Annotated in this window: 20 protein-coding genes; 4 read left to right on the top strand and 16 right to left on the bottom strand. The window is 42.4% G+C overall.

The features are described from left to right. Positions 1-231: 231 nt before the first annotated feature. The 3 genes from secF to yajC all read right to left on the bottom strand — a co-directional run bounded on the left by secF (position 232) and on the right by yajC (position 4,286). Entirely contained in the window at positions 232-1,485 is a 1,254-nt protein-coding gene (gene secF, locus ACP69U_RS11550) for a protein translocase subunit SecF (RefSeq protein ID WP_296242431.1), read from the bottom strand. Between the two features lie 9 nt (positions 1,486-1,494). After that, a complete protein-coding gene (gene secD, locus ACP69U_RS11545) occupies positions 1,495-3,372 on the bottom strand; it encodes a protein translocase subunit SecD (protein WP_296242429.1) in 1,878 nt (625 codons plus the stop codon). 584 nt (positions 3,373-3,956) lie between these two features. After that, positions 3,957-4,286, bottom strand: a complete 330-nt coding sequence (yajC, locus tag ACP69U_RS11540) for a preprotein translocase subunit YajC (protein WP_045446152.1) — start codon at positions 4,284-4,286, stop codon at positions 3,957-3,959. 551 nt (positions 4,287-4,837) lie between these two features. On the opposite strand from yajC, the gene ACP69U_RS11535 reads away from it, so the two are divergent. From ACP69U_RS11535 to ACP69U_RS11525, 3 genes are all read left to right on the top strand, one after another. Beyond that, positions 4,838-6,121, top strand: a complete 1,284-nt coding sequence (locus tag ACP69U_RS11535) for a CNNM domain-containing protein (RefSeq protein WP_087945572.1) — start codon at positions 4,838-4,840, stop codon at positions 6,119-6,121. 444 nt (positions 6,122-6,565) lie between these two features. Further along, on the top strand, positions 6,566-7,060 hold the full coding sequence (locus ACP69U_RS11530) for a nuclear transport factor 2 family protein (RefSeq protein ID WP_426138594.1): 495 nt from the start codon (positions 6,566-6,568) through the stop codon (positions 7,058-7,060). Positions 7,061-7,410: 350 nt separating this feature from the next. Continuing rightward, positions 7,411-10,410: a LysM peptidoglycan-binding domain-containing protein gene (locus tag ACP69U_RS11525; protein ID WP_426138593.1), complete on the top strand. Its 3,000-nt coding sequence runs from the start codon at positions 7,411-7,413 to the stop codon at positions 10,408-10,410. 139 nt (positions 10,411-10,549) lie between these two features. On the opposite strand, the gene ACP69U_RS11520 is transcribed toward ACP69U_RS11525, so the two are convergent. After that, positions 10,550-11,758: a transglycosylase SLT domain-containing protein gene (locus tag ACP69U_RS11520; RefSeq protein ID WP_060490901.1), complete on the bottom strand. Its 1,209-nt coding sequence runs from the start codon at positions 11,756-11,758 to the stop codon at positions 10,550-10,552. Between the two features lie 1,065 nt (positions 11,759-12,823). After that, positions 12,824-13,657: a Nif3-like dinuclear metal center hexameric protein gene (locus ACP69U_RS11515; RefSeq protein ID WP_426138592.1), complete on the bottom strand. Its 834-nt coding sequence runs from the start codon at positions 13,655-13,657 to the stop codon at positions 12,824-12,826. A gap of 315 nt (positions 13,658-13,972) precedes the next feature. Here ACP69U_RS11515 and ACP69U_RS11510 point away from each other — a divergent pair, with 315 nt between their 5' ends. Then, the gene (locus ACP69U_RS11510; protein WP_193007952.1) at positions 13,973-15,301 is read left to right on the top strand and encodes a S1C family serine protease; all 1,329 of its coding nucleotides are present in this window, start codon (positions 13,973-13,975) and stop codon (positions 15,299-15,301) included. A gap of 141 nt (positions 15,302-15,442) precedes the next feature. On the opposite strand, the gene yfaE is transcribed toward ACP69U_RS11510, so the two are convergent. The 11 genes from yfaE to ACP69U_RS11455 all read right to left on the bottom strand — a co-directional run bounded on the left by yfaE (position 15,443) and on the right by ACP69U_RS11455 (position 25,833). Next, entirely contained in the window at positions 15,443-15,709 is a 267-nt protein-coding gene (yfaE, locus tag ACP69U_RS11505) for a class I ribonucleotide reductase maintenance protein YfaE (protein ID WP_045446158.1), read from the bottom strand. Positions 15,710-15,761: 52 nt separating this feature from the next. Further along, positions 15,762-16,895: a class Ia ribonucleoside-diphosphate reductase subunit beta gene (gene nrdB, locus ACP69U_RS11500; RefSeq protein WP_426138591.1), complete on the bottom strand. Its 1,134-nt coding sequence runs from the start codon at positions 16,893-16,895 to the stop codon at positions 15,762-15,764. Positions 16,896-16,967: 72 nt separating this feature from the next. Beyond that, positions 16,968-17,351, bottom strand: coding sequence for a hypothetical protein (locus tag ACP69U_RS11495; RefSeq protein ID WP_426138590.1), 384 nt, complete (start codon positions 17,349-17,351; stop codon positions 16,968-16,970). Between the two features lie 92 nt (positions 17,352-17,443). Continuing rightward, entirely contained in the window at positions 17,444-17,731 is a 288-nt protein-coding gene (locus ACP69U_RS11490) for a type II toxin-antitoxin system RelE family toxin (RefSeq protein ID WP_263240093.1), read from the bottom strand. Further along, complete coding sequence (locus ACP69U_RS11485; protein WP_193007957.1) at positions 17,721-17,972, bottom strand: type II toxin-antitoxin system Phd/YefM family antitoxin; 252 nt, start codon at positions 17,970-17,972, stop codon at positions 17,721-17,723. Before ACP69U_RS11485 ends, ACP69U_RS11490 begins: the two co-directional genes overlap by 11 nt. A 164-nt stretch (positions 17,973-18,136) precedes the next feature. Further along, positions 18,137-19,246 carry a protein kinase family protein gene (locus tag ACP69U_RS11480; RefSeq protein WP_426138589.1) on the bottom strand — a complete coding sequence of 370 codons (1,110 nt, stop codon included), beginning with the start codon at positions 19,244-19,246 and terminating at the stop codon, positions 18,137-18,139. A gap of 115 nt (positions 19,247-19,361) precedes the next feature. After that, entirely contained in the window at positions 19,362-21,638 is a 2,277-nt protein-coding gene (gene nrdA, locus ACP69U_RS11475; protein ID WP_426138588.1) for a class 1a ribonucleoside-diphosphate reductase subunit alpha, read from the bottom strand. Between the two features lie 537 nt (positions 21,639-22,175). Then, positions 22,176-22,496, bottom strand: a complete 321-nt coding sequence (locus ACP69U_RS11470) for a YbeD family protein (protein WP_045446256.1) — start codon at positions 22,494-22,496, stop codon at positions 22,176-22,178. Positions 22,497-22,752: 256 nt separating this feature from the next. Continuing rightward, complete coding sequence (locus ACP69U_RS11465) at positions 22,753-23,451, bottom strand: class I SAM-dependent DNA methyltransferase (RefSeq protein WP_426138587.1); 699 nt, start codon at positions 23,449-23,451, stop codon at positions 22,753-22,755. A 188-nt stretch (positions 23,452-23,639) separates the two neighbouring features. After that, entirely contained in the window at positions 23,640-24,275 is a 636-nt protein-coding gene (gene tenA / locus ACP69U_RS11460; RefSeq protein WP_426138586.1) for a thiaminase II, read from the bottom strand. A 631-nt stretch (positions 24,276-24,906) separates the two neighbouring features. Beyond that, positions 24,907-25,833 (bottom strand): bestrophin family protein, encoded by a 927-nt coding sequence (locus ACP69U_RS11455; RefSeq protein WP_426138585.1) that lies wholly within the window; start codon positions 25,831-25,833, stop codon positions 24,907-24,909. Positions 25,834-26,129 lie beyond the last annotated feature (296 nt).

Raw genomic sequence — 26,129 nt, 5'->3', positions numbered from 1 at the left:
TATAAAGGCATTACGGCATTAACCTTACTTGAAGTATGACTTATATATTTGTACTTTGTTGCCTTGACTCTGTTTTAAATGGAGTTAGCTCTAGCAAGTGTGATATTCAAGGCAAAAATAGCTACAAAGACAAAAGCACCTAGACTCATTATTCACGAGTCAGGTGCTTTTTTTGATGCTTGCTTAAATACTATCTTAGCTAGCGATTAGCTTTAGAAAGTATAAAATTTATTAAGCATTGTCTTGTTCAAACATTTTTGGATCATTGAAAGTGACAATTTCTTCTTCAAACTCAGGTTTTACTTTCACAATAAAGTCATCGCGTGATAGACCCATACGTAATGGAATCGAGCTTGCAATATACGTTGATGAGTAAGTACCGGCAAGCAGACCAATGAAGAGCGCTACTGAGAACCAGAACAGTCCATCGCCGCCTAAGAATAGCATGGCAAGTACAACCAGTAAAACAGTGGAAATGGTCATAATGGTACGGCGCAACGTTTCGGTCAAAGACAGGTCAACGGTCTGGCGAGGTGTGATACCACGGACACGACGAAAATTCTCACGAATACGGTCATACACAACAATTGTATCATTGATAGAATAACCAACCAGTGCCAAGACGGCCGCCAAGACGGTTAAGTCGAAAGGAAAGCCAAATAAGGCAAAAACACCAATGGTCACGATAGCATCATGAAACAGCGATAATACCGCACCAAGAGCGAGTTTAAATTGGAAACGTAAGGCAACATAGCCCAACATACAGACCAATGCTAATACCAGTGACATGACTGAGTTTAGATAAATTTCATTACCAACTTGGCTGCCAATAATATTAACGTTACTGATTTCAACATTATTATTAGGCAGGGTTAATGCTTTAGTCAGGCTACTATTTAGGCCGTCTACGTTATCAGACTGTGGTGGCAAGCGTACGAGGAGTTCTTCTCGCGTACCAAGATACTGTACCACGGCATCATCAAAGCCATTATCGGCCAATGCTTGTACGACTTCAACTTGCTCAACAGGCTGCTCGTAACGCACATCTGCGGACACACCACCCGTAAAATCAAGTCCTAAGTTTAGACCGTTTACTGCAATTGCAATGATACTACCAATAACCATCAATAGAGATAAAAGTGCCATTGGCTTTTCTATCTTCATAAACGGAATAATACGCTGGTTGCCAACGGCTTTGATACCGCCTTCAGCGATTGCAGCAGCATCATCAGCGGCATCACCCGATTCTATCTCAGGATTGGCTGACAGTGCTTGACTGCCTTTACCCGCATCCTTACCACTGCTCAGAGCTTTGTCTTTTTTTGATTTAGCGGTAGTTGGGTTATTGGCTTTGGTATTACTACCTTTCCCATCACGGCGTGGTTTTTTACGGCGGTGTGTGCTTGCCTCAACATTTGAGCCACTTGAACCATCTCGATCTGGATTATTCTGCTGTTCTAAAGGATTGTTCTTATCAATCGTCATAATGTTCTCCTAACCGATGCTCAAACGTTTGATAGATTTACGCTTACCATAAGCAATCTGTACCAGCGCACGTGTCACCATAATAGCGGTAAATAGTGAGCTGACAATACCAATAGCCAATGTAACCGCAAAGCCTTTAATCGGACCCGTGCCAATTGCAAATAGAATAAAAGCAATCAATAGGGTGGTGATGTTGGCATCGAAAATACTACTAAAGGCTCGATCAAAACCTGCCACGATGGCGGATTTGGGCCGTACCCCGTTTGCTAGCTCTTCACGTATTCGCTCAAAGATCAGTACATTGGCATCGACGGCCATACCGATGGTCAAAACGATACCAGCAATACCAGGCAAGGTAAGTGAAGAGCCTAAGATTGACATAATAGCAATGATGATAATAACGTTCACGGCCAGCGCCACGTTGGCAATCACGCCAAATAGACGATAGAAGATAATCATAAACGCAAACACTAATAGATAACCGACTTGCGTAGAGAATAGACCTTTATCAATATTGTCTTGACCTAATGATGGGCCAATAGTGCGTTCTTCTACAAAGTACATCGGTGCGGCAAGTGCGCCTGAGCGTAGCAGTAGTGCAAGCTCGGCAGCTTCCGCGCTACTATCTAGCCCAGTAATACGGAAAGAGGAGCCAAGGACCGCTTGAATATTGGCACGGTTAATGACTTTGGTTTCAGCATAAGGCGTTCTAACTTCGCCAGTTTCGCCAGTTTCTGGATCTTCTTCGTAAGTGATTCTTTGCTTGTTTTCGATGAACAATACAGCCATCTGTTTGCCAACGGCGGTACGAGTGGCATTTTGCATGAGCTTACCACCAGCACTATCTAAAGTAATGCTGACTTCAGGAGAGCCGCTTTCATCCACACCAGTTTGAGCATTAGTGACTTTATCACCCGTGACAATCGCTTGACGTTCAAGCAGTACCGGCGGACCATCAAGCGTCTCAAACGGGAAAGCTTCGGTACCCGCTGGAGGGATGCCGCCCGTATAGTTTTCGCTGTCTTCAGCAACCATACGGAACTCAAGGTTTGCAGTGCGCCCTAAGACACGTTTTGCCTCAGCAGTATCTTGTACACCAGGAAGCTCGACGACGATACGGCTAGCACCTTGAGACTGTACTAAAGCTTCAGTCACACCAAGTTCAGCAATACGATTGCGAAGGGTGGTCAAGTTCTGATTAACCGCATAGCTATTGATTTCATCAAGCGTTGCATCATTGTACGCTAAAATCAGCGCAGGACCTTGCTCATCAATAGAGGATTGCAAGCTAAACGTATTGCCCATTGAGCCTTGCAGAACATTCTGTGCACGGTTACGAGCATCTGTATCAGCGAAATGTAATACCACACTTCGATCTTCTGTCTTAATGCCTTTGATCGCAATTCGCTCAGCACGTAGCTCGCGACGCATGTCACGACTGGCACTGGTCAAACGCTGTTCAAGCGCCTTGTCCATATCGACTTCTAGTACAAAACGTACACCGCCACGTAAATCAAGGCCGAGCTTCATCGGTTTTGCCCCGATATCACGTAGCCACTGCGGCGTCGTTTGCGCCAAGTTAAGCGCGACGACATAGTCTTCGCCCAAGTTTTGACGCAGTACTTCCTGAGCTTTGAGCTGATCGACTGGATTGTCAAGACGTACCAGTGCACTGTTGCCCTCAAACGTTCCATCGTGGTTATTGATGCCAGCCTCTTCAAGCAAGCTTTGCGACTCAGTCAAGATACCTTCAGACAGCTGTGTACCTGCAGCGGCGCTTGTAATTTGCACGGCAGGTTCATCAGGATAGAGGTTAGGAGCAGCATATAGACCGGCAATGATTAGCACGACGGCAATAAGTAAGTATTTCCAAGCGGGATATTGCATAATCACTTCTTTAGGTTGATAAACGACTGGCGACGTAGGCCACAAGTTAGCAGATGGGAAGTTAGCGATAGCAATGGTTGAGTGCTGTATCTAGCAGTCGTCATCATGCACCATTGCGATCATCCGCGATGATAGTAAAACAGTAGAGCAAATAATACAGACGTATCTTTATATAGTCATCAAAAATATATAGTCAGCAAAATATCACTGATAAAATCAATAAAGAAAGCATGGTCAAAAGCATAAACATAAATTGTCTATACTCTATGAGACTGTTTTTACATCATTGCTCTATAGCGAAAAATGACCGTAAATAAGGTACGGTCATTCTTAGGCACTGTATTAATCACTATATTTATTAATGACAGATGAGGGCGTGTCCTCAATTCAATCGATTATCCTCTAAATGGGCTAAAAATGGCTAAATTTTGCCAAACATCGTCAAATAGCTTATTAATATCTCGATATTATTTAAGCTACTTTCCTTGTTTAACAGCAATTTATTTCATTTTTACCACCATTTTTAAAATGAGGACATGCCCTAGTAATCATTAATAAAACGCGACTAATATTTCAATCAATCATTAAACGCTTTCGATTGTGCCAGCAGGTAACACTGAAATAACAGAAGCACGTTGTACTTTGACATCAGTATTATTGTTCAGGCTGACCACCGCATAGTCACCTTCAATGGCTTTGATACGACCCATCAAACCACCAGCAAAAATGATTTCGCTACCGACAGTCAATGCATTGACCATGGCACGATGTTCTTTGGTACGCTTAGATTGCGGACGAATGACTAAGAAGTAAAAAATCGCAAAAAAAGCAACAGGCAATAGTATTTGACTAAATAGTGACATCGCACCAGCAGCTTCTGGTGCAGCATGGGCAGCTTGGATAAATAACAACATAATTTCTCTCAGTAAGTCATAGATAATAATAAAATTAAACGCATAGTAACAAAAAATCCCAGACTTGGTAACTGTTAATCATAGGCTGAGTATGTTTTTCTTAAGGTAATGGCATGCTAGCGGTCATCACTTTTTGCGGCAATATTTTTGCCACATCATATAAGTGACGCCAAAGCGCTGAGAGTATAACAAAATTCAAGCAGCGAATGGATGCTAGGTAGTAGTAGCGTAGCAAAAGGTATGGTCAAGGATACCAAAAAACAAAGACTTAACAATAGCGTCTTATTGTGAAATGGCATCATCAATGCTACTATCAAATGGCAATAATTCCCTGCATTTAGCACACGGTTTATTAGTATATAATAGATCCTATTATCTGCTGCTAAATCAGTTTTGAGCAGCGAGTTACCATCGTTTTAGCAGATAACTAATAGCTAATTAATCATGTTTGTTTTGTTGTTTGCTGTTAATGATTTAGTATCGTTTGCTCATTATATTATTATCCCTTTTACTTTTTTCTGTTTAGGTTACCTAACTTGTTTACCACTTTTATGTTTGTACCTCGTTTGTGTCGTCCGCGCGCTTGTAAAGAAGCGTCTGCTAAACCTCCTCCGACATCACGCTATTCAAAGCGTCTTCGTCGTACCAATTCAATTGCTGGGTTATCAGCGCTGACGGCGATGCTGCTATTGCCATATCCAGCTTTTGCCGCTGATGCTTTAGCAGAGCCTACCGCGATCAGTGTGCTATTACTCATACTTTTTGTGGTTGTCGCTATCGGTATCTCGTTTGTCTGTTCATTGGCTGAGTCTGCATTACTGAGCATGACGCCGTCTTATATCGCTGATGTTCAAGAAAGCAATCCGAAAAAAGCAAATATGCTAAGACGCTTAAAGGTTGATAACATCGATCAGTCATTGGCGGCTATTTTGACTTTGAATACAGTGGCTCATACATTAGGTTCTATCGGTGCTGGTGCCCAAGCCACGATTGTGTTTGGTAGTGCATGGTTTGGACTGTTTTCTGCCATTATGACATTGGCGATTTTGTTTTTATCTGAAATTATTCCAAAAACGCTTGGGACACTGTACTGGCGTCAACTAAGCGGTATGGTCGCTTATTTCGTTCGAGGCATTATTCTGCTGTTGTATCCACTTATTTGGATATCAGAAAAGTTAACCAAATTGCTAGTACGTGGCAAAGAACCCCAAGCATTCAGTCGTCGTGAATTTGCGGCACTTGCCAGTATCGGTGAAGAGTCAGGACAGATTGACCCATTAGAATCGCGCATTATTCGCAATTTGCTGGCATTTGGTGCGATTAAAGTCGAAGATATCATGACCCCGCGTTCGGTGATGCTGGCGTTTGAAGAAAACAAAACAGTCGCTGAATTGTTGGTCGATCGCCCAAAACTGACATTTTCACGACTGCCAATTTATGATGGTGACTTAGATAACATCACAGGTTTTGTATTAAAAACAGACATGTTATTAGCAAAAGTAAACCATGCGATGCACAAGCCATTGACTCAGTTTAAACGTGACATTACTTTTGTTTTTTCAAAAATGAAACTGTTTGATTTGTTAGAGCTGATGCTAAAAAACCGTATTCATATCGCTATTACAGTCGGTGAGTATGGTGAAGTCAAAGGTTTGGTTACTTTAGAAGATGTGTTTGAGACTTTATTGGGACTTGAGATTGTGGATGAAATAGACCGCGTCGAAGACATGCAAGCACTAGCTCGACAAATGATGGACAGACGAGTAGAGCGATTGGGTATGAAGCTTAGTGATGATGAACAACAATACGAAGATAATAGTACGGACGCTAAGTAAGATTCCGTTTGGCTTATTAAATTGAGATTGGATTGACAGAAAGTGAATCAAAACTGGAGCAAAAACTGAGCTGTGTACTGCGTAAGCGGCTCAGTTAGTATATTTTGTATTTATGATAACGATGGGCAGTGACTCATATTTTCAGAAATAATTGTGCCATATGGTTGGTATTTTAGTATTCGCAATAATTACACAGGGTGTCACATAGCTGTGAGAATTGAATGATAGTCTCACTCTATGGTAAAAGTACACTGTGATCATTAATAAGTAGGTGATGATTAAACAGATATTTTTCACAAGTAAAATGAAGAGGCACACGCTAGCTAGTGCTTGCTTCATTTGTCATGATGTTAATGAGTAATAAACGACTACTATATTTAATCAATAAAAAACGTTAGTCATCAAAAGATGGCAACAACGATAACAGCATTGCTAAGGATTATGATGAAACGATTATGGGGAAAAGGGCTTTTGGCATTATTGCTAAAAAGTGCCAGCGTGGCGGCGGTAGTGACCGTTGTAAGTACTGTGAGTATCAGTGCACAAGCGGCAGCCATGACCGAAGCTTTGGTGCAGAATTATATAGCAGCAATGAAGTCATCAGCGAATAGCCAAAATGTCAATCAGGTCGCCCGTCTTGTCTCTGACGATGCACTGATTTCATTATCTAGAAAAGGTAAGTCTACCAGTTTAGATAAAGATGCCTATTTGAAGTTGTTGCAAAATAGTTGGAATAACACCTCTAATTACCGTTATGATATTTCTGTGGATAATATCATTATTACGGGCGATCAGGCCAAAGCCAATGTAACGACCAATGAGAGCTGGGTAAAAGATGGTAAAAATGTCTCATTTGTCACCACTTCAAGAGTGACGCTGACGTTATCGACTGGTAATGCGGTACTGCTACGTGCCGTATCACAAGTAACGATTAATTAATCGTTACTCGACCAATAACTCAGTACGAGCTAGTCAGCAATTAGGCATTATCAACAATTAGGTATTAATGGATAAGCATTGATTAAGAAATGTCTTGATCAGTGGATGATCAAAAAAGATAGTGCATTAATCAGGCTCTTCGAAAGCTAAGCATTCCATCATAAATAGCCATACAGATTCACAATGTTGAATAACTAAATGATTGATGGCATTTCGTGAGAGGTCTGAAAATTGACTCAACTTATGATGATTATCTTTTTATATTAGACTGGTCTTTGCTTCACATTGCATACTATACTAGCAAGCAACTTTATCTTATCATTTTCTGTCGTTAGGAAACTTCCAATATCATGTCTACTGTGCTATCAAAATCTCGCTCATTTATTGCGTTGCCATTGACGCTTGCGGTATCAACTCTACTTATCAGTGCTTGTAGCAATACGTCAGCGGTAAAAAAGGGTGCGACCAATAGCTCATCTGTTATTACTAAACGCCCAGCTACTAAAGCGCCTGCAGCAAGCAGCAGTACGGACTATTCAACGGCATATTTAGATGCAGATAGCTTGGATGAGTTAGCCGATTTACTCGAAGCCACTGACATGACTATGGTGGAAGGCAACAAACTTGCTATTCAGCAGTATGGTGATTTATGGAGTCGCTTACGTGCTGGCTATCGTATGAATGGCGGTCAGCCGACTTATAATCAACGTATCGAAGGGCAAAAAAGCTGGTTTACCAGTCGACAAGACTATTTAAACCGTTTAACTGCACGTGCTAGTCGCTATATCTATCACACTGTACGAGAAGCTGAGCGTCGTAACATCCCGACAGAGCTGGCTTTGTTACCTGTTATTGAGAGCTCTTACGATCCAAGTGGTACCAGTAGTGCAGCAGCAGCAGGCTTATGGCAGTTCATTCCAAGTACGGGTCGTATTTATGGTTTGAATCAAAGTAGTACCTATGATGGTCGCCGTGATGTCATCGAATCAACTCGCGCCGCTTATGACTTCTTGACCGCACTACATAACCAGTTTGGCAGTTGGGAGTTAGCATTAGCCGCTTATAATGCGGGTCCTGGCCGCGTGCAAAAGGCCATTGATGCTAATAGAGCTCAGGGTTTACCGACAGATTATTGGTCTCTGAGATTGCCTACTGAAACGATGAATTACGTGCCGCGTTTCTTGGCGGTAGCGGAAATTGTTGCCAAGCCTGAGCAATATGGTGTTTATTTGCCAGCCATTGCCAACCGTCAGCATTTCCGTAGTGTACCTGTGAACTATGGCGTGAGCTTGGCTGAAGTTGCGCAAATGACAGGCGTGAGCTACGACGAATTAGAAAGGTTAAATACGGCCTTAACGTCAGGGCGTGTAGACTCTTCTGGTCCCCAGCGTATTATTATTCCTAATGATGTGAGTCTTAATACCGATGCTAAATTGAGCTCATTGAGAGGCAATGGTACGGGCAATATACTGGCATCGAGTAATACAAGCACACCAAGTAGCACGACCACGACGCCAAGCTATAACAACAAACCCTATACTGGCTCCTCATTACCATCGACAGGTAGCGCCTTGGCTGATTATGCTGCAAGTGCTAGTGTGCCGCAGCAAACGACCAGTTATATATCACCGTCAGCCACGCCTACTAGCAGCTCTGTCTACAGTAATAACGCCTCGGTGCGTACTGAGCCACCATTGAGCACGGCAGAAACCAACAAGATCAATGCTGAGCTAAAAAGCAGCAACAGTCTACCGACCACCTCTGCTCAGATTACACAGAATAATACGATTGTCCAAGAACCACCACTGAGCAAAGAAGAGCGTGATTTTATTGCCAATCAAATTCGCAGTAACACGCCTGAAACCAATGTGATCAATGCTGATGGTAATATTAATTTATCCGCAGTACAGACGCAGCAGTCTATTCTAGAAGCCAGTGGCGAAGAGAAAAAGCTTAGCTTTGCAAAAACATCAGTAAGCAAGCCAAAACCCCAAGGTGCACGTACCACTTATACCGTCAAGCGTGGTGATACCTTGTCTAATATCGCCAGTCGTGCGGGTGTCAGTTGGCGCGATATCGCTGAATGGAATCAAATAGATGCCAGCTCTAAGCTGCTATCAGGCAGTACCTTATACTTATACAATGCAAAAACCATCGAACCGTTGAGCACAGCTAACAATGCCGCGGCAAGCCAACCAGAGAGCTATGTAGTACAAAGCGGCGATACGCTAATTGGTACTGCTAACCGCTTTGGTCTATCGGTGACTCAGTTGGCAACCTACAATAATTTGAGTAGTAGAGCGGATTTACTACGTGGTCAGAAGCTATGGCTGATACCAGGTAAGGTGACTGCGCCAGTGACCACGCCTGCTGCTCCCTCGACCAAGCCAAGTAAATCAAGCACCGCTACTAAGAACTATAAAGTAAAAGCGGGCGATGGCTTGATTGCTCTCGCACGTCAGTTCAATGTTTCAACTGATACACTTGCCAGCCTCAATAATATGAGCACTACAAGCTCACTATATGTTGGTCAAACTCTAAAAGTACCTGCAAGTGTCGATTTCGATGCAGCAAACACCTCAAGCTCTAGTAGCCGTAACAGCAGCTCAAGTTCGGTGGCAACCACCAACTATAAAGTAAAATCTGGCGATACTTTGATCGGCATTGCCAATAGCGTGGGTATCAGTCCAGCTGAGCTTGCGGCGGTGAATAGCAACTTTGATGCAAAAGCACGCTTACAACGTGGTCAAACCATCAAAGTACCCGTGTCTAAAGGATTGGTTGATCGTCAGCTAAATGATAAAACTGTCAGTTATAAAGTAAAATCAGGCGATACGTTAACAGGCGTGGCGCAACGTTATAATATCGGTCTTAGTGACTTGGCAACAGCGAACAACCTGAAAACCAACTCTAATTTGATACTCGGTCGTACGATTACGATTCCTGCCAGTGGCAGCGTTGTAGCTACCTCTAGTAGCAATAACCAAAGCAGTAGTTCGGCTAGTAGCACTGCCGCAACTAGCACAGCGAGCAGTGGCAAAAAATTGGGCAACACCGAGAGCTATAAAGTTAAATCAGGTGATGGTTTGATTGCTTTGGCACGTCAATTTGGTGTTTCGATAGACGATTTGGCTGCCACCAACGATCTCGCGACTAATGCCCAGTTGCAGCGTGGACAAACGCTTAAAGTACCAAAGCTCACAGTGAGCTACACCGTTGGGTCAGGAGACAGTTTGATTGGCTTAGCACGTAAATATGGCGTCTCTACGCAAGAATTGGCTGAAATGAATAATATCGCGGCGGATACGATGCTACAGCGCGGTCAGCGCTTGACCGTACCTAATCGTTAAGAGTAAGTTGCTTAGTGAAATAATAGCTAAGTAAATACGATTAAGACAGATCATTCTGCACAAAAAAGCTGCTCTTTATAAGAGCAGCTTTTTTTATCTGTGACATTCAATTCTCAAAATATTTAATAATATTTATCAACTAAACGGTTTGAGTTTTGATAGTTTCAAGATAACTTCTAATATTGCTAACATAATGCATCGCTTGACCATAACGACTATTGGCAGCTTTATTATCAGCTAAGTACGCATAAACGTTCGCCCAGTTTTTATCATCAATACCTTGATCTCGCAGTTTACGCTGAATACTCTTTACTGCATTTGGTCCCATGTTGTAGCCGGCAAGCGCAAACCAAATACGATCTGTCTTTGGCACATCAGCAAAGTCATCTTTCATTTGCTCTAAATAACGCGCGCCGCCGCCGATACTTTGGTAGGGATCGACGCGATCTGAGACGCCCATTGCTTTGGCTGTATTATTGGTCAACATCATGAGACCACGCACACCCGTTGGCGATACAGCATTGGCATCAAGGTGTGATTCTTGATAACCCATGGCCACCAATAATTCCCAATCATGATTATAATTGCGTGCTTGCTCTTCAAAAGACGATTGATAATCAGGCAGTTTTTCGGTCAACGTTTTTTGGAAATGATCTTGGCTATAGGCGTCTTTCAGCAAGTTTTGATTGTAAAAGGCAGCAAGTTTTTGTGTGTTTTTCAGCTTAATGCTGTCACATAAAAAGTAACTGGCTTTTTGTGATAATGGGTCATTGGATGAATTGAACGTCCAACTGACTTTTGGATGTAAACCATTCTTTGTTAAGCTGGCGTCATAGCCGCAACTGATGTTGATAGACGATAAGTTAAACTTGCTCTTTAACTGCGTACTGGCCGTTGTTAATGCCATGTCTACCTCGCCCGATCTCAGCGCCTTTAGGGCAGTTTCTTCATTGGCATACGCTTTTAGATCGATATCAACGCCAAGCTCGTCAGCATAAGTACGTACCAAATCAAAACCAAAGCCATGTTGAAAACCGTCAGTCGCAAAATAAGTGCTGTCACCGGGGACGGCAGCGATGGTTAACGTGCTTTCTAGCATGACGTTATCATAGGCTGGCACTGGCGCACGCATCGTCGTCAGACTCTCAGCAGGTAAAGAGAGAAGGGCGATACTAGAAACTTGCGCAAGCTTTTTGGTTCTAGAAAAACGACTCGATGTCGTCGGGGTAACGGATGAAACGATGTTACTTTTAGTGTTCGGTAGGCGTTTAGATGGACGAAGTAAATAAGAAATACGGCGTCTAGCCCCTTGCGCAGATACTTTCACACGATAAGTAATACGCTGCATGGATGTCTCCTGATTTTAGCCATCCTGCTTACCGTAAAACGCTTATGAATGTATGCTTATAAAGTAGTCATACATTGATGTCGCATTTTAGACAACCACACACTTCTTAATAAGATAAGTGCGTCGTCATCTTGTTTAATAATAGTGCCGCTAATGAATTTTTATCAGATGTAGCGGTGCAGTTTTTAATTAGCTGGTTATCTACTGGCGTATTCAGTGTATCAGGTAAGAGGGCTAAAAAATCTCTCAAAATATCAATATAAAACATCGATATAAAGTATCAATACAAAATGATGAACGCACGACACCACGAAGGATATAAATCGGATGATTCCTTCATCGATGCATAGATAGGGCTAAGAATAAAACAACTATATATTAAACATAGGTAAGGTCATGAACTAAGTTATTGAGACAAAAACATAAAATGAGCGGGGTGCTTATACACTCAGCTTTTCTATGCTGATATTAATGACCATGTCGTCTTTAAATCATTTGTAATAGAGTCAACAGTGATTAATTTTTTGTCCAGCAATAAGGGTAAGCAAGTCACTATTCTCATTATTAATAAAAAAATGATAGAAAATTTACTCAAACATTCTATCAATCAGCGGTTGCTAACCCAGTATCGCGACACTTAAATCAAGATAAACCATGCTGCTGAAAATATATCACGCACAGTGTGTCTATTAGTAAACCGTCCAAAATCTCGTTATCTATATGACCTCAATAGCTATACAACATAGTGAGATTTTAGGCGGCTATACTTATTTAAGTACCATAACCGGAAGCTGTAATAAATGGGAAGCCTCATGACAAGACATTCTTTCTTCGGATATTAATATGCGGATATTCCCTGGATTATTCAAGTGTGGTTAAGAAATTAGCGATAAAACTTAACAATTGGGCTATAGACGGTTAAAAATGCCCTTGTTATTGGTACACCATTGAAAATTGAAGCAGTAAAAATCATGCATACTGGGCAACCATACTGCTTATTATTAGCTTTTTTTTCTGAAAATTATTCTAAATTTAGATAGCTATGAGTAGAGTTGAGGGCACAGCTTAAGCAGGGTTATCAATATCTATAAAGGTCACGGGTATGCCAAATGCCTGAGAAACTAGGTGACCAAGTGCTTGAATACCGCCGCGTTCTGTCGCGTGATGTCCACAAGCGAAATAATCAATGCCCAGCTCACGGGCAATATGGGTGGTACGTTCTGATATTTCGCCAGAGATAAAAGCGTCACAGCCCATCAATGCAGCTTGTTCGATCATATCTTGTGCGCCGCCCGTACAAATGCCCACGTGTTCGATAATTCTGTTATTATCGATATGAGCGCTTGTACTATTCGGTGCGCTATAATTGGCAGAGATATGCAATGGCAATCGTCCTAGCGTCTGAGTAATGTGAGTAATGAGGCTTTGAGCATTCTGCGGGGTACAAGTGGCGATATTACCCACTGGATGCGACTCACTAGGGTATAAAGCGCCGATAACGGTCATGTTTAATGCGTCAGCCAGCTTGGCATTATTACCAATGACGGGATGGGCATCGAGCGGCAGATGATAACCAATCAAAGAGATACCATGCTGCATAAGTTTACGGATACGCTGACCTTTCATACCAGTGATGGGGGCAGGTTCGCCTTTCCAAAAACAACCATGATGCACCATAATGGCGTCTGCATTATCAGCAATCGCCGCATCAATCAACGCCTCACAAGCCGTTACACCAGTGATGATGCGTTTGATAGGTCGACCCCCATCTACTTGTAAACCATTAGGGGCATAATCTTTAAAAGCATCTGCTGATAAATAGTCATCACAGAATGTGGTTAGCGCTTGAACGGTAATGGCGGTATTTGAGGGCTCGGTTGCGATATTGTGTGTGGTCATGGTATTCCTTTATAATTGATTCAGTGGGGCAAGCATTTATCGCTAACATGTGGCTTTTGATAATGAGTATTTTAACATGTGGCTACAGTAGGATAGACAATCCTACTCACTGAAATGGTACACGATACGTTACAACTGGGTAGTATTGGCGGTTATAATTTATACATGTAAGCGTGCCGTATAGATAGTGCAAAAAAACAACCATCTAGTGGACTGTGAACGTTTGATAAATGCTGCTCAATGCGTCCTAATATATACCATGCTTCTCACCTTATTTATCTTCGTCTGTTTGTATCAAATTTATAGAGGTTTTATATGTCGTCATCTCGGAACACCAGCAGCAAGGCGTCTGTATTAAAATGGTTACCTTGGGTTTTATTGCTAGTCGTGATTGCCGCATTTATTTGGTTGTTTGCGAGTATGAAGACGGCATCAGAGCAGGCATGGGAGCCGCCCAGAACCACACCTGCTGAGCAGCAAGCGTCAGCACCGGTTTCTGATACACCCGCAGCGATTTCTTCTTATCATAATGCGGTTGCTCGCGCCTCACAATCAGTCGTGAATATCTACACCACGCAAACGATGGCAGAGCATCCTTATATGAATGATCCTGTGTTGCGCCGCTTTTTTGAGTTCCATGGTGCACCGTCAGAAGAGCAGGGCAATACCAATTTAGGCTCTGGGGTGATTGTCTCAGAAGATGGCTATATCGTGACCAATGCCCATGTGATCGAAAAAGCCGATGAAATTACGGTCGCCTTTAATGATGGTCGTAAGAGCCGCGCTAGAATCGTTGGCACAGATCCAGACAGTGATTTGGCAGTGATTAAAGTAGATATGACCGGTTTGGCACCACTTGGTTTTCGTAAAGAACCTATCCGAGTTGGCGATGTTGCATTAGCGATTGGTAATCCGTTCGGTGTCGGTCAAACGGTAACGCAAGGAATTATCTCGGCGACAGGACGTACTGGGCTTGGGGTCAACAAGTTTGAAGACTTTATCCAGACCGATGCAGCGATTAACCCAGGTAATTCGGGCGGCGCACTCGTTGATGCTTATGGCGAATTAATTGGTATTAATACGGCCATTTACTCACGCTCTGGCGGCTCTATGGGTATCGGTTTTGCTATTCCTACCGCTATCGTTGAGCAAGTGATGAATGCCATTATCAAAGATGGTAAGGTGAGCCGTGGTTGGTTGGGGATTGAGATACAGTCACAGTTACGTGACCCAACGCAGCTTGAAACCTCGACTGGGGTAGAAGTGCTTAATGTCGTTCCTAAGAGTCCTGCTGCTAAGAGTGGTCTGCGTATCGGCGACATTATTTTGACGATTGACGGTGTTGAGATGACGGATGCCAATACCTTGATTCAGTATGTCGCTCGTAAAGCACCGAATACCACGCTGAATGCGCAAATATTACGCCGTGGCAAAAATGCCCAAGTTAAAATCCTGTTAGAAGAGCGTCCAGCGCAAGAGCCGATGGAACGTCCGGTCGTGATTCTTGATGAAAATGTTGGTGGTATAGAAGATCCAAATTTACAAGGTGAGAGACAAGATGTGCCGATGATGTCAGAAGCCGAGCGCGACCGTATGCGTGAAGAGCTGTTGCAGCTGTTTGAAAGAGATGGCGCGCCTTTATAAGGTGATTCTTCATCACATAAAGCTCAATCAAAATAAGCTTAGTCAAAATGGCTTGAACGATGTATAGACAGTAAAAAAGCGCGTTATCTTGAAGATAACGCGCTTTTTGTTTCGAATTTTTTAGCACTACTTTTGTTAGTATTACTCTATAGTAGGCTCGTGATTGATATAAATCACACCCTGCACACGGCAACAGCAGGGCAGTATCTCGTCTTCATCAATCATGGCAAGGGGTGCAAACGGATAGTCAATAACGTGTGAGCTGGCGATACGCTTTATTCGGCAACTGCCACAATAGCCTTCCTTACATTGATAATTTATATCATGTCCGGTGCGTAGCAATCCATCAAGCAAGCTTTCATCGTCATGCAAGTAAAATTGTTTCTTACTCGTCATTACCCAAGTCATAGTTTTATCCTGTTTGTTTCCCTAGCATTTTTCGCTGTCTTTCATACTGCCTCTAAAGCTCAAAATCATCAAAATCACTGTCTGATAAGTCTGAATCAATTTGACCAACCAAGTATGAGCTGATTTCCGTCTCTTGCGGGGCAACTTGTACGTTGTCAGAAGACAACCATGTATTAATCCACGGGATTGGGTTTGATTTAGAATTCGGGAATGCGACTGGTAAGCCAACCGCTTCCATACGTAAATTGGTGATATATTCGATATATTGGCACAGAATGTCTTTATTGAGACCAATCATTGAACCGTCTTTGAACAGATAGCCTGCCCATTCTTTTTCTTGTTCAGCTGCTTTACGGAATATCTCGATGCTTTCTTCATAGCACTCTTTGGCAATGTCGACCATCTCAGGATCATCACGACCGATGCGCATGAGATTCAAGATATGCTGAGTACCCGTTAAATGTAGCGCCTCATCACGAGCAATCAATTTAATAATCTTGGCATTACCTTCCATTAACTTACGCTCGGCAAAGGCAAAAGAGCAAGCAAATGACACATAAAAGCGAATGGCTTCTAAGACGTTGACTGCCATCAAGCACAAGTAAAGCTGCTTTTTCAGCGATTTTAAATCGACGGTAATTTGCTTGCCATTGATCGTGTGTGTGCCTGCACCGTATAGGTTGTATAGCGATGAGTTATAATATAAGTCATCGTAGTACTTGGCGATGTCTGCGGCGCGCTCTAGGATATGATCGTTTTGCATGATGTCATCAAAGACGATAGCAGGGTCATTGATAATATTACGAATGATATGGGTATAGCTGCGCGAGTGAATGGTCTCAGAAAACGTCCACGTCTCAATCCATGTTTCAAGCTCAGGAATCGATACCAGTGGCAATAGCACGACGTTTGGGCTACGACCTTGGATAGAGTCGAGTAGCGTTTGATACTTTAGGTTACTGGTAAAGATATGCTGTTCGTGTGAGGACAGATTGCCATAATCCATACGATCACGTGATACATCGACTTCTTCTGGACGCCAAAAGAACGACAACTGCTTTTCGATCAATTGCTCAAAGATGGGGTGCTTTTGTTGGTCGTAACGTGCTACGTTGACCGGATTACCAAAAAACATCGGCTCTGTTAGCGCATTGTTTGGCGTTTGGGAAAAAATCGAATAAGTCATGAGACTGCCTTTATCATTGATATGGTTATTAAGTTATAGGGTTTTGACTAGATTTGGTTTGACTGAATTATATTACAAGTTCTCTAAAGATATCTGTTCTGGCGTCTGTCCATCATTCATATACGCTTTAAATATCTCACTTAGCTCACTATCGTCCAAACCTTCCAATTCATCGATCGCACTCTTACGCAGCGCACTCAAGCCATCATCATCTGATAGTTGCTGCATTTCTTTCTGTGCGTCTTTTTTAGTCGTTCTCTTTATTGGTTTTTTCAATACTTTTGTGGCGACTTTCTTCAATGCTTCTGGTTTTGCTGCTGCGCCTTCGCCTAATTGCTCACGGACGTCTGCGATGTCGACTTCCACTTGTACGATATGCGAGCCACCATCGTTTAGGTCTGAAAATACGTTTGGGATAAACAAACCACCGTCTTTGATGATTGCGGTATATTGCACATGACCTCCGTCGTTTTTATTGTTTGTGTTTCTATATTTCTATGATAGCGCTGGGCGCTGTCTATAATGACTGTCTCAATATCTTAGCTTCATCATGGCTGACGCGTCGCAAGATTGTCATATACTTTGTTGTTTTCTCTTTTGCCGACTGCTAATACATAAACCACTACCACATCATCTTTTACGGTATATACCAGACGATAGCCTACGGTGCGTAATTTGATTTTATAAGTATCGGTATGTCCCGATAGTTTTGACGCAGGCACATGAGGGTTTGACAATCGCTGCTGTAATTTTTTCTTAAACTGTTGCTGAATACTGGGCGCTAATTTTTTCCATTCTTTTAACGCGAGAGGATGAAACTCAAGATTATAAGTCATCCAATGTGACCTTTATAGATGTTTGCCCGTCATTCATCCGTGCGCTAACGGTTTGGCTTAATGCCATGTCGTCCATCGCTTCCATCATGCGCTCGAATACGTCTGTGGAAACTAAGTAAGCCACGGGTTTATTGTGGTTTAGAATAGCAATGGACTCGCCGTCTGACTGTTTAATCAGTGCCGAAGGGTTGGTCTTTAACTCTGATATACTGGCTGTTTGTGTTGCAAATATTGGCTGCATAATTTATTCTCCACTAATATTAGGTCTATATATAGGGCTAATATTAGCACAGAAATTAGGTCTTATTTGTTAATCTATATATTTTGTAGGGTGCGCCTCGCGTATGGTTAAACACAATTTTCATGTTGTCGGTGCGCTGGGCGCACCCTACAAATACTCATGATTTAAAAAGGTATATCATCATCAAACCTTTTAGCCTTATCTAGTCTTTGCCAAACGTGGTTTATAATTATCTTTTGTTTCTCTTTGGATGATTCGCTTAAAAATTTATGAAATTTAGAGACAGTGCCAACTTCTAAAGTTTCTGCCGTTCTATATTCGAAACCTCCTTTGATGAAGCATTTCACTAGACTGCCATTGTTCTGAATGAAGTCTTCTAACATAGAGTTTTTGTATAATATGCCAAGGTTTCTGATTATTTCTGATGTTTCAGTTATATATGAGGCACTCATATCAATATGTATTATTGAATATTCCAATCCACTTGCGAATGCCTGATAAATATCTTTTTCATAATCATTAATAGGCTCTTGTAGGACTGTTGCATCTATTATTTCTCTTTCAACATCAAAAAAAGAACTAATTCTATTTGAGGGATTTATTCCAATCATTCTATTCAAAATATCTGAATAATTAAAAGAGTTTAATTCATTAATATGAATGATTTCTTCAAATAACTTTCCGACAAAATATACTTCTGTTTTAAAATCATATCTTTGATTAGAAAAGTCTATAGGGAGAGAGTATCTCCAATTTAGTTCAATACTTCTCATAAAGTCTGAATCGATATTAATTTTTTTACTAAAGCCAAAATCAATTATCTTCACAATACCTTCGTCAGAAATCAGTATATTGTTAGGTCTAATATCTCTATGTAATATACCTGCTTGCTCTAGATGGGCAAACCCACTTATAACCTGCCTAAATATTTCATTAAGCTTATCAGGGTTATCAATCAAGTATTCATTGATATTTTTGCCTTGAATATGCTCCATTAAGATGTAACCAGTATAAATCTCTGGGTACAAATAGTAGTTAAATACACGAACAATATTCTTATGGTTTAAGAGGTGTAATAGCTTAATTTCATCTTTGAAATTACCAAAAAAAATTTGTTTATGCTCGTCATAAAAAGGTGAATACTTCTTACAAACGAATCGTTCATTGATAATCTCGTCTTCAAGAAGAACTGTACGTCCAGTACCGCCTTGTCCAATTTCTTCTATAAACTTGTAATCTTTCTTACGAATAAATTCGATTAATTTACCTTGCATCTAGCTACTCTCTGAAAAGTCATTCCAGTGACTTTATGATAAATGATGACTTGAGTTAGATTACAGAAAATAGCGGGCTTAACCCAAAAACTAAACCCGCTATCCATCAAAAACTCTAGATCTTACATGCACCGCCAGCACAATCATCTTCCATATCCGCTTGGGCATCGTTCGCACCATCACGCGTATTATGATAATACAACGTCTTCACGCCAAGCTTATAAGCGTTTAATAAATCTTTAAGCAATATCTTCATTGGTACACGGCCACCTTCATAACGAACGGGATCGTAGTTGGTATTGGCAGAGATACTTTGATCGACGAATTTCTGCATGACAGCGACCAGCCTTAGGTAACCGTCATTGTTTGGCATTTGCCATAGTAGCTCGTACTGATTTTTTAGCTTATCAATCTCAGGCACGACTTGCTTTAGGATGCCGTCCTTTGACGCTTTGATAGAGACCAGACCGCGTGGTGGCTCGATACCGTTGGTCGCATTGGCGATCTGACTAGAGGTCTCAGATGGCATTAAGGCGGTTAGGGTAGAGTTGCGCAGACCGTGAGAGGTGATTTCAGTACGTAGCGTTTCCCAATCGAGATGTAGCGGCTCTTGGCAGATTTTATCCAAGTCGGCTTTGTACGTATCAATCGGCAGGATACCTTGTGAGTACGTCGTCTCGTTGAACGCAGGGCAAGCGCCTTGCTCTTTTGCCAATTTGTTTGACGCTTTCAAGAGATAGAATTGCAAGGCTTCAAATGTTTGATGCGTTAGACCAAGCGCGCTGTCATCTGAATAGCGCACGCCATTTTTAGCCAAGTAATAAGCGTAGTTAATCACGCCAACACCGAGCGTACGGCGACGCATGCTGCCGTTTTGAGCTGCTTTGACTGGATAGTCTTGATAATCGAGCAGGGCATCAAGCGCACGGACGATGAGCTCAGCTGGCTCTTCGATATCGCTGACGTTTTCGACTTTACCTAAGTTGACCGCTGATAGCGTACAAAGGGCGATTTCGCCTTCTTCGTCATTGATGTTATCAAGTGGCTTGGTCGGTAGGGCGATTTCCATACATAGGTTTGACTGGCGAATCGGTGCAACCGTCGCGTCAAATGGGCTATGCGTGTTGCAATGATCGACGTTTTGGATATAGATACGACCCGTGCTGGCGCGTTCTTGCATCATTAGGCTGAACAAGTCGGCTGCTGGGATTTGACGGCTACGAATGCTTGGGTCATTTTCGTACTTGGTGTATAACTCTTCAAACTTATCTTGATCTTCAAAGAACGCATCATACAAGCCAGGGGTGTCACCTGGTGAGAATAGCGAGATGTCTTGACCTTTGATGAGGCGGGTATACATCGTTTTATTTAACTGGACGCCGTAATCCATATGACGCACACGGTTGTCTTCCACGCCGCGGTTGTTTTTGAGTACCAAAAGTGACTCAACTTCCAAATGCCATAATGGGTAAAACAACGTCGCCGCACCACCACGGACGCCGCCTTGTGAGCAGCATTTAACAGCAGTTTGGAACAATTTATAGAATGGGATACAACCCGTATGCTGTGCTTCGCCGCCACGGATAGGGCTACCAAGGGCGCGGATACGACCCGCGTTGATGCCGATACCAGCACGCTGTGACACATAGCGTACGATGGCGCTGGTGGTCGCGTTGATCGAGTCTAAGCTATCACCGCATTCAATCAATACGCATGAGCTGAACTGGCGCGATGGGGTACGCACGCCTGCCATAATAGGTGTTGGTAGTGAGATTTTAAATTGTGAGGTCGCATCGTAAAAACGCTTTACGTAGTCCAAACGGTCTGACTTGTCATAACGGCTAAACAAACACATACCAACCAGCATGTACAAGAACTGCGGGCTTTCAAAGACGGTCTTGTTGACGCGGTCTTGGACGAGGTATTTACCTGCCATTTGCTCAACGGCGGCATAAGCAAGGTTCATATCGCGCCAGTGATCAAGATATGCTTCTAATTCATCAAACTCAGCACGGCTATAATCAGCTAGGATATGCTGATCATATTTACCAGCGTCGGTCAGTTTTTTGACATGATCATAAAGGTGCGGCGGGGTAAATTTATTGTAAGCAATTTTACGCAGATGGAAAATCGCCAAACGCGCAGCCAAATACTGATAATCAGGCGTATCTTCAGAGATAAGATCTGCTGCTGACTTGATGATGGTCTCGTGAATATCGCGAGTCTTGATACCTTCATAAAACTGAATGTGCGACTTTAGCTCAACTTGCGACACAGACACATTATCCAAATTGTGAGCTGCCCACTCGATTACCTTATGAATTTTATCCAAATCAATAAGCTCTAATCGTCCGTCACGTTTGGTCACTTTGATTTTGTCGATGTGTGTCATATTGCCCTCTTAAGTTGATAACTTGGTAATTATTTATAATGTTGCTTATAGTGATGCTGCACAGTCAGTAAACGGCAGGCATTCTTTATAATGCTACGATGCTTGCGCCGCGATAGATGTTTTTTTAGGCAAAAATCTACCGCTACTCATAGTGACAATTAAATTCACTGAGTACTACATATAGCGTGTTTGTTAGTAGGTAGGCACAATATAGCGGGAAAATTTTGAAAATGCTATATTGATTTTAGCATCAAACTATGTTGCTGTGAGGTTGTGCTGTGTCCGAATTTTAGCAAAGGACGATGGGGTAAGGGTTAGACGCGATTGACTCAAATAATAAGTTTTTTGTAAAAACGGGCTGACAGTTTGCTTTTCATTCGCGAGTAAATGACCCACCAATAAGGGGACATAGAACAATAATAATGAGGGCGCAGATTGTACAGCAAACCACAAAAAATCGCCACCCGTATGTGATTAATAGCGAGTGACGATTTCGACGGAAAAGCGGCTGGCTTTTTTTAAACGACAATTATCTGTCTATACGACCAAACGAACTGTTTTGGCAGCGTCGAGTGAGGCATACAGCACATTGACCTGATCGGCTGCTGTAAGATATAGATTGACCCGTGCTGAATGGAAGCGACCCGTTTTAGACGGTTTCACTTCTATCGAGGCCAAATCAAAATCAGGGAACTGACTGCCCAAAATAAGCTTCACTTCGTTGAGTAAGTTCTCACGCTCGCCTTCATGACCAATGATGCTAAGTGGATAGTTCATTGGAAAGTCCCAGAGCTCAGGATTTTGAATATCCGTTCTTTTGCCTGTGATCACACCTTGATTGGGCGTTAGGTTGGTCATTTTTACTGATTTTTCATTTGTTGGTGCTTGGTTGTTGTTTTGATTGGTGCTGTCTTTTGGATCGTCAGTCATGATGTGTGCCTCGCTTTATTAAATGTTAGCTATTAGCATAAGAGCTTTATTCACCATTTATAGTGGCACTAAACTTATAATTCAAGTGCTAAAATGGCAATGACAGTATGCTATGGATCACTGTGATCTGTCATAAATTTTGCTAAGTCATCCATGATAATCAAATGCTAATACACCTATCAGCTTATTTTTTATAAGCACAAACAGCGACATAATCCCCACGGTCATAGCCTTCGATGACTTCTTGCACTTTGTCATTGGCATACATAGGATGGGTCAGTAAGGTTTGTGCATACTCAAAATCGACAAAACCATTGGCTTGCATCAGCGCGATTTTTTCATCAGAGGTGCGCCAATTTGCTGATTTAACCAGCTCAATAGGATAGGGATCAGCAGGAGAGATGTGCGCAAGCAGCGGATGCTCCCAAGTATTTAATGAGCTTGCCAAATTATATAAGCTCGCAAAACCGCTTTCTTTTGGCACATCGATAACAATCAATTTGCCGCCCGTTTTTAAGGCATCAAATGCTTTTTTAATACAGATATCCAAATCGTTGATGTAGCTGACACTGCCGTTAAACATGATGATATCAAACTTATTTGGCTCAATATCGCAAGTCTCGGCAGGACTAATATCCACTTGCAGACCGCGTTTTTCGGCAATGGCGGCCATGTCTTTAGAAGGCTCAATGCCGTGCTTGACATGGATATCATAATCCTGCGCCAATAGTGATTCAAATAACCCGCTACCACAGCCGATAGACAATATCTCACTGTCCTTATCTAAGAAATGAGCGACCAGTTTTAGCTCACTGGTCAGTAAGTTTTGGTTGTCAAAAAACCAGCTGTCATACGCGCTTGCGTGTTCATCGAATGCTGCCATGGTGTTTCTCCTTGAGTATTTTTTGTTGTATCGTTAATCCACTATAAAAGAGTGACAGCGTTAACTTCGCTTAAAGTATTACTCATACATCTGCACTCGGTTGTCTTATCACTGTTTTAAATTGAATCAACTATATTGAATAGTACGTGACGTTAAATTTGCCATAAAGCTAGCACTTTGCATAGGGGCTAGGACAGATCAAGCGCTTGCTGCCAAAAATTCACTTCCATACGTGAAGCAGTATTAAATAACTGTTGGAACTTGTCTGCCTGAGCGGGGTTAGCCTGTGCTAGTAGCGTGTTGATCTGCGCGGTAATCGCTTGAAATTCGTCACTGGCAAAGACATCAATCCATGGCTGGTAAGGATTGTCCGCGACAAAACCTTGTTCTTTAATGCGTTTGCCAATTTCGCCATAACCCATCAAACAAGGAGCAATCGCCGCATAAAGTTCAGCCAATGAGCCTGACATCGCAGCGTCCAATAGGTAGCGGCTATATGCTATAGTCACGGTAGATTCAGGGGTGCTTTCTACTTCTTTAAGTGGGATATCCCACTCATGACATAAATCGAGATACATGCCAATTTCCATGTCGAGCATGGCGTTAATGCCTGCTTGACCGACACGCATTTGTGCCAGCGTATCACTCTTATACACGCTCAACGCCATCACACGGGTATAGTGAATAAGATATAAATAGTCTTGCACAAGATAGTGACGAAAGCTGTCAGGGGCGAGCGTACCTGCCGTTAGCTGTTTGACAAAATCATGCTGAATGTAGCCATCCCATGTGGGGCAATTGTGGCGTAACGTTTGGTAATTCATAATGTTCACTTACTGTTATAAAATGCGAGTAAGCAAAGAGTAGGAGGTGATCAGTGAGCAGGCACAAAAAAACCTTACCAGATTATGTGAATAAACTGGCAAGGCTTGCTTAGCAATAAGATGCTTAAGAGGTGTGCTATAAAATGTCACGCTTGTTTCCTACGTCAGTGCTAACTGCATCAGGTTCGCGGGTCACTCTCAGCCATGATTTTGAACTGTAGTTAAAGCATCAAAATCAAAGCACCCCGACAAGGTTTATTTTTCAGAAATAGATATAAAGTTTACATAAGTTTAAACTGCTCGTACTTAAGCAATCGGCTCTATGGTAGACGAATTCAGCCATCATTAGCAAGTGATGCGCAAAAAACCATGAATAAAGGTTGTCTTGCAAGCGTAAATAGACAGGATTTTACCTTTTATTAAGCTGGTCAAGTACCACGATAATGGCGAGAGAAATCACTATTTTCAAATGCATTTTTTATTCATAAAAGCTCTACTATTGCCTATATTATTTAGCGACCCAACGGTAGGATATATAAAAAATATCTCATAAATTAAGGCAACACGTTTATGGGACACTGTCTCATTTAGCATTGATTGCTTTATGATTTATAGGTGTTCAGCTAAGAGGCTATGGTAAATAGCCATTGATAGGAGTGATCTCAGGCGGAATATCTGCCTCTTCTAGTGCTTCTCGCAGATTGATCTCGATAGTACGCGACAATGCAGTCAGGGGTAGTTTGTTGGCGGCTAAGCCGAAAGGCTCTTCTAGCTCTTCACTGAGGGCATCCAAACCAAAAAAGGTATAAGCGATCACGGCACAAATCAGTGGGGTCACCCAACCGAGCGAGGCCACCAAGCCAAAAGGCAACATGATGCAATACAGATAGGTCGTGCGATGGACCAGCAGCATATAAGCAAAGGGCAGCGGTGTATTATGAATGCGCTCGCAGGCCGCCAATACAATGGTCATAGACGTCAGGCGCTCGTCCATGTTCTGTATGACTTGCTCTGACACCAGTCCTTGACGCCGAATGTCGCCGAGCTGCTTACCCATGAGGCGCATGATGTAATCAGGTAGGTTGCGCGCTTGGCGCATACTATCATGGTGTTTCGATGCGACAAAAGGCTCGACATCATGCCAAGGTGACGAGCCGCGCAGGCGATGGCGCACAGCATGCGCAAAAGCAATGGTCAGGTAAACCATCGTTCGCCCAGTCTCGTGCCCAGTCTCGGTATCAGCATCTATAAAAGAAAGCACTTGACGGGTTAAGCTACGCGCATCATATACTAACTGACCCCAAAGCCCTCGAGCTTCCCACCAGCGTTGATAACTGGCATTGTTACGAAAACCAAGAAATAGCGACAACGCGATTCCTAGCAAGGTAAAAGGAGCCATACCATAATAAGGAAAAGAGTCAGGAAGCCAGTGCTGAATAATTGTTATAAGTGTGCTGAGAAGCGCGATCAGCAAAATTTGCGGATAAATTTTTGGAATGACAGAGCCGTGCAGGGTAAAAAGTATCTTGAGAGCGTTTGGGGTTTGCCGGACAATCATGGTGTTTCCTAGCGGTGGTACGTATATATTTCTGGCATAGTATATAGTGTAAGATTGCATTATAGGATAAAAACCTACTAATTTTTCGCTCTGATGAATGTGTCAGAATTTGATGGTTTTATAGCTCTTGATAAAAAATAGATAGAACGTATATGGTTTTATCTATATGTCATGGTCTGAACCGCCCCGGGATTGTCGGAGACCTAATATTCTGAGAGAATACGACAATGAAAAGACAAACCTATACTCCTGAGATTAAAGAACGCGCCGTTCGCATGCTGATTGAAGCGGCAGGC

Origin of the sequence: Psychrobacter sp. TWR1-1-1 (assembly GCF_049895865.1) — a bacterium.
GTDB lineage: Bacteria > Pseudomonadota > Gammaproteobacteria > Pseudomonadales > Moraxellaceae > Psychrobacter > Psychrobacter immobilis_A.
The sequence above is the reverse complement of the archived record's forward strand: the minus strand, read 5'-3'. Positions and strand labels throughout refer to the sequence as shown.